At 66.0% G+C, this 4,652-nt stretch carries 2 protein-coding genes and 1 rRNA gene; all 3 read left to right on the top strand.

Translation table 11 applies throughout. The features are described from left to right. The first annotated feature begins 6 nt into the window (after positions 1-6). Positions 7-123, top strand: a 5S ribosomal RNA gene (gene rrf / locus RCJ92_RS14985). A 170-nt stretch (positions 124-293) separates the two neighbouring features. After that, complete coding sequence (fdh, locus tag RCJ92_RS14980; protein ID WP_446754995.1) at positions 294-3,629, top strand: formate dehydrogenase; 3,336 nt, start codon at positions 294-296, stop codon at positions 3,627-3,629. Between the two features lies 1 nt (position 3,630). Then, complete coding sequence (locus RCJ92_RS14975; RefSeq protein ID WP_446754994.1) at positions 3,631-4,623, top strand: 4Fe-4S dicluster domain-containing protein; 993 nt, start codon at positions 3,631-3,633, stop codon at positions 4,621-4,623. Positions 4,624-4,652: the final 29 nt, after the last annotated feature.

Raw genomic sequence — 4,652 nt, 5'->3', positions numbered from 1 at the left:
TGCTGTTACGGCGGTCATAGCGTGGGGGAAACGCCCGGTCCCATACCGAACCCGGAAGCTAAGGCCCACTGCGCCGATGGTACTGCACTCGTGAGGGTGTGGGAGAGTAGGACACCGCCGGACTTAACTTGATGAAGGGTTTGAGGCTCCAACCAGTGATGGTTGGAGCCTCACCTATTTAAGCCGTGGGGCTTCAGCCGGCCGACACACCTACGAGTACACGACTTTCCGGAAGCTGGACATCAGCGCAAAGCTCCTTGCCGCATTTTTGTGATCTCGGTTATGGTGGACGCATGTCAGGGTTTAGCTTCTTGAATTGGCCGGTCGTACGGCAATTCCGATCGAGCGATCCGCTCGGTCGCGGCGAAGCCGTCATGTCCCAGCGGACCAAAGAGATCACTCCACGCACTTCCACTGCAGATCGAGTAGTACAAAGCGTCTGCCCGTATTGCGCCGTTGGGTGCGGCCAGAAGGTCTTCGTCAAGGACGAGAAAGTCGTGCAGATTGAAGGCGACCCCGACTCCCCAATTTCCCGCGGTCGGCTCTGTCCCAAGGGTTCGGCCAGCGAACAGCTGGTCAACGCCCCCGGGCGGCAGACCAAGGTCCTCTACCGGCCTGCCTACGCGAGCGACTGGCAGGAACTAGAATTAGACACCGCCATCGACATGGTGGCCGAACGCTTCCTCGAAGCCCGACGCAACCACTGGCAGGAGACCGACGAGCAGGGCCGGGCCTTGCGCCGCACCATGGGCATCGCCGGCCTGGGTGGCGCCACCCTCGACAATGAGGAAAACTACCTCATCAAGAAACTATTTACCGCTGCCGGCGCAGTGCAGCTGGAGAACCAGGCCCGTATTTGACACTCCGCCACCGTTCCCAGTTTGGGAACCTCATTTGGGCGGGGAGGCGCCACTCAAACACTCCAGGACATGGCCAATGCGGACTGCATTGTCATTCAGGGCTCGAACATGGCCGAATGCCACCCGGTGGGCTACCAGTGGGTTGCTGAAGCCAAGGCCCGGGGCGCGAAGGTCATCCACGTTGACCCGCGTTTCACCCGGACCAGTGCCGTGGCCGACAAGCACATCGCAATCCGTGCCGGATCCGACATCGTGCTGCTGGGCGCACTGATCAACTATGTGATCAGCAACGGCCTGTGGTTCAAGGAGTATGTCCAGGCGTACACCAACGCCGCCACCTTGGTCAGCGAGGAGTTCCAGGACACCGAGGACCTGAACGGCCTGTTCTCGGGTTTCGACCCGGACACCGGACAGTACGACATGTCCTCCTGGGCCTACCAGCGCAAGGGATCCGATGACGGGGACGGCCAGGATGGCTCCAACGACCATGAGCATGGGGCCGACACCTCCCAGCGCGCCGTGGGGCACAGCCACGGTAGCGGGGGACCGACGCTGGAACGCCCCGAATTTGAGCAGGATCCGACGCTGCAGCACCCGCGCAGTGTGTTCCAGATCCTCAAGCGGCACTATGCGCGCTACACCCCGCAGATGGTGGAGGAAACCTGCGGCATCAGTGCCGAGGACTTCGAATACCTGGCCCGCTCAGTCACCGAGAATTCCGGCCGGGACCGCACCACCTGCTTTGCCTATGCCGTGGGATGGACCCAGCACTCCTCGGGAGCCCAGTTCATCCGCACCTCCTCGATCCTGCAGCTGCTGCTGGGGAACATGGGCCGGCCCGGCGGCGGGATCATGGCGCTGCGCGGTCACGCCAGCATCCAGGGTTCCACGGACATCCCGACCCTGTTCAACCTGCTGCCCGGGTACCTGCCGATGCCCAGCGCCGAACTGCAGAACCTGGACGAATACCTGGACAGCATCTCCTCCCCGGCCCAGAAGGGGTACTGGGCCAACGCCGACGCCTACACGGTCAGCCTGCTCAAGGCCTGGTGGGGCGAGGCCGCCACCGAGGAGAACGACTGGGGCTACGGCTACCTGCCGCGCATCAACGGACCCCACGGCACCTACCAGACCGTGATGAGCATGCTCGATGACGAGGTGGACGGGTACTTCATCTTCGGGCAGAACCCGGCCGTCGGCTCCGCCCACGGACGGATGCAGCGGATGGGGATGTCCCACCTGAAGTGGCTGGTGGTGCGCGACTTGAGCCTGATCGAATCCGCAACCTGGTGGAAGGACGGGCCGGAGATTGCCTCGGGCGAGCTGAAGACCGAGGAGATTGGAACCGAGGTGTTCTTCCTGCCCGCGGCCACTCACGTGGAAAAGGCCGGCAGCTTCACCCAGACGCAGCGGCTGCTGCAGTGGCGGCACCAGGCGATCGCCCCGCCCGGCCAGGCGCAAAGCGAACTGGACTTCTTCTACCAGCTCGGCACACGCATCCGCGAGAAGTTGGCCGGGTCCACCGACGAACGTGACCGGCCGCTGCTGGATCTGACCTGGGACTACCCGGGGCAAAACGAGGAGCCGGATCCGGAGGCGGTGCTTGCCGAGATCAACGGTCGGCACCTGAGCGGGCCGCAGGCCGGTGAACCGCTTCAGACCTACACCCAGATGCGCGCCGATGGCACGACCTCGGGAGGTTGCTGGATCTACACCGGGGTCTACGCCGACGGGGTCAACCATGCCGCGGACCGCACCCCGGGCGACCAGCAGAACGAGCTGGCCCCGGAGTGGGGCTGGGCCTGGCCGGCGAACCGGCGCATCCTGTACAACCGGGCCTCGGCCGACCCCGAAGGCAAGCCATGGAGTGAACGCAAGAAGATCATCTGGTGGGATGAGCAGCAGCAGCGCTGGACCGGGCAGGACGTCCCGGACTTCCCGGTGGACCGCGCCCCGGGCAGTCGCCCGGACCCGACGATCGGCGGGCCCGCCGCGCTGGCCGGTGACGACCCGTTCATCATGCAGTCCGACGGCAAGGGCTGGCTGTTTGCGCCCAAGGGCATGGTCGACGGTCCGCTGCCTACCCACTACGAGCCGCAGGAATCCCCGGTCGCCAACCCGCTGTACCGCCAGCAGCAGAACCCGGCCCGGCTGGTCTACCCGCGCGATGACAACCTCAGCGCACCCAGCGCTGGCGCCCCGGGGTCCGAGGTGTACCCCTTCGTGTTCACCACTTACCGGCTGACCGAGCACCATACGGCCGGCGGGATGAGCCGTTGGCTGCCCTACCTCTCCGAGCTGCAGCCGGAGATGTTCTGCGAAATTTCCCCGCAGCTGGCCGCCGAACGCGGACTGGAGCCGTACGGCTGGGCCACGATCATTTCCCCGCGTTCGGCCATCGAAGCCCGGGTGCTGGTCACCGAGCGGGTCAAGCCGCTGAACGTGTCCGGTCAGGTTATCCACCAGGTCGGACTGCCCTACCACTGGGGTGTGGGCAGTGATTCAGTGGTGAGCGGGGACGCGGCCAACGACCTGCTGGGAGTCACCCTGGACCCGAACGTGCAGATCCAGGAATCCAAGGCCGGCTCCTGCGACATCATCCCGGGACGCCGTCCGCGCGGACCGGCCTTGCTGGCGCTGATCGCCGAATACCAGCAGCGCGCCGGGGCAACGGCACAGACCGGCAGCGAGAAGGTCACCGGTGCGCCGCCCGAGCAGGCGCCAGAGACCGGGGCCGAGCACGGCAACGACACGACGAGGGAAGGCTAATGTGAACCACCTGACCGAATCACCGCAGCACACCCGGCACAGCGGTTACCCGCGCAAGGGGTTCTTCACCGACACCTCGATCTGCATCGGCTGCAAGGCCTGCGAGGTGGCGTGCAAGGAGTGGAACCGCAATCCGGCCGATTCGCAGTACGAGCTGCTGGAATCCTCCTATGACAACACCGGGGAACTGGGCGCGGACACCTGGCGGCACGTGGCGTTCGTCGAGCAGAACCGCGAACACATTGAAGCTGCCCGCGAGTCCGGGCGGGCGTTGGTCAGCCTGGGCATGCCGGGAATCGGCCCGCCCGGCGGTAACGGGCAGAACCTGCAGGGGGTGGACACCACCCCACCAGACACCCCGGACTTCCGCTGGCTGATGTCCTCGGACGTGTGCAAGCACTGCACGAACGCCGGATGCCTGGACGTGTGCCCCACCGGGGCGCTGTTCCGCACCGAACACGGCACCGTGGTGGTGCAGGATGACATCTGCAACGGGTGCGGTACCTGTGTGGCCGGCTGCCCGTTCGGGGTGATCGAGCGGCGCAGCGACGGGGTGGTGGGCACCAAGAGCGAACGGGACTTCACCCCCGGGGAACAGGCCGGCACCCAGAACGTGGGCGTGGCCCAAAAGTGCACGCTGTGCTATGACCGGATCATTGACGGGCAGACCCCGGCCTGCGCCCAGGCCTGCCCGACCACCTCCATCAAGTACGGCACCCGTGAGGACATGGTGGACACCGCCCGCACCCGGGTCGCCGAACTGCACGCACAGGGGCTGACCGAGGCTCGGCTGTACGGGGCGAACAGCCAGGACGGGGTGGGCGGCACCGGTTCGGTGTTCCTGCTGCTGGATGAGCCCGAGGTCTACGGGCTGCCGCCGGACCCACGGGTTCCCACCGCCGACCTGCCGCAGATGTTCAAGCGGGCCGGGCTGGCCGCGGCCGGGATGCTGGCCGGGGCGGCCGCCGCGTTTGTGCTGGGAGGACGCCGATGACGGTCTCGGATTTCGACAGCTACCGGCCC

Source organism: Glutamicibacter sp. BSL13, from assembly GCF_052928425.1.
The sequence above is the reverse complement of the archived record's forward strand: the minus strand, read 5'-3'. Positions and strand labels throughout refer to the sequence as shown.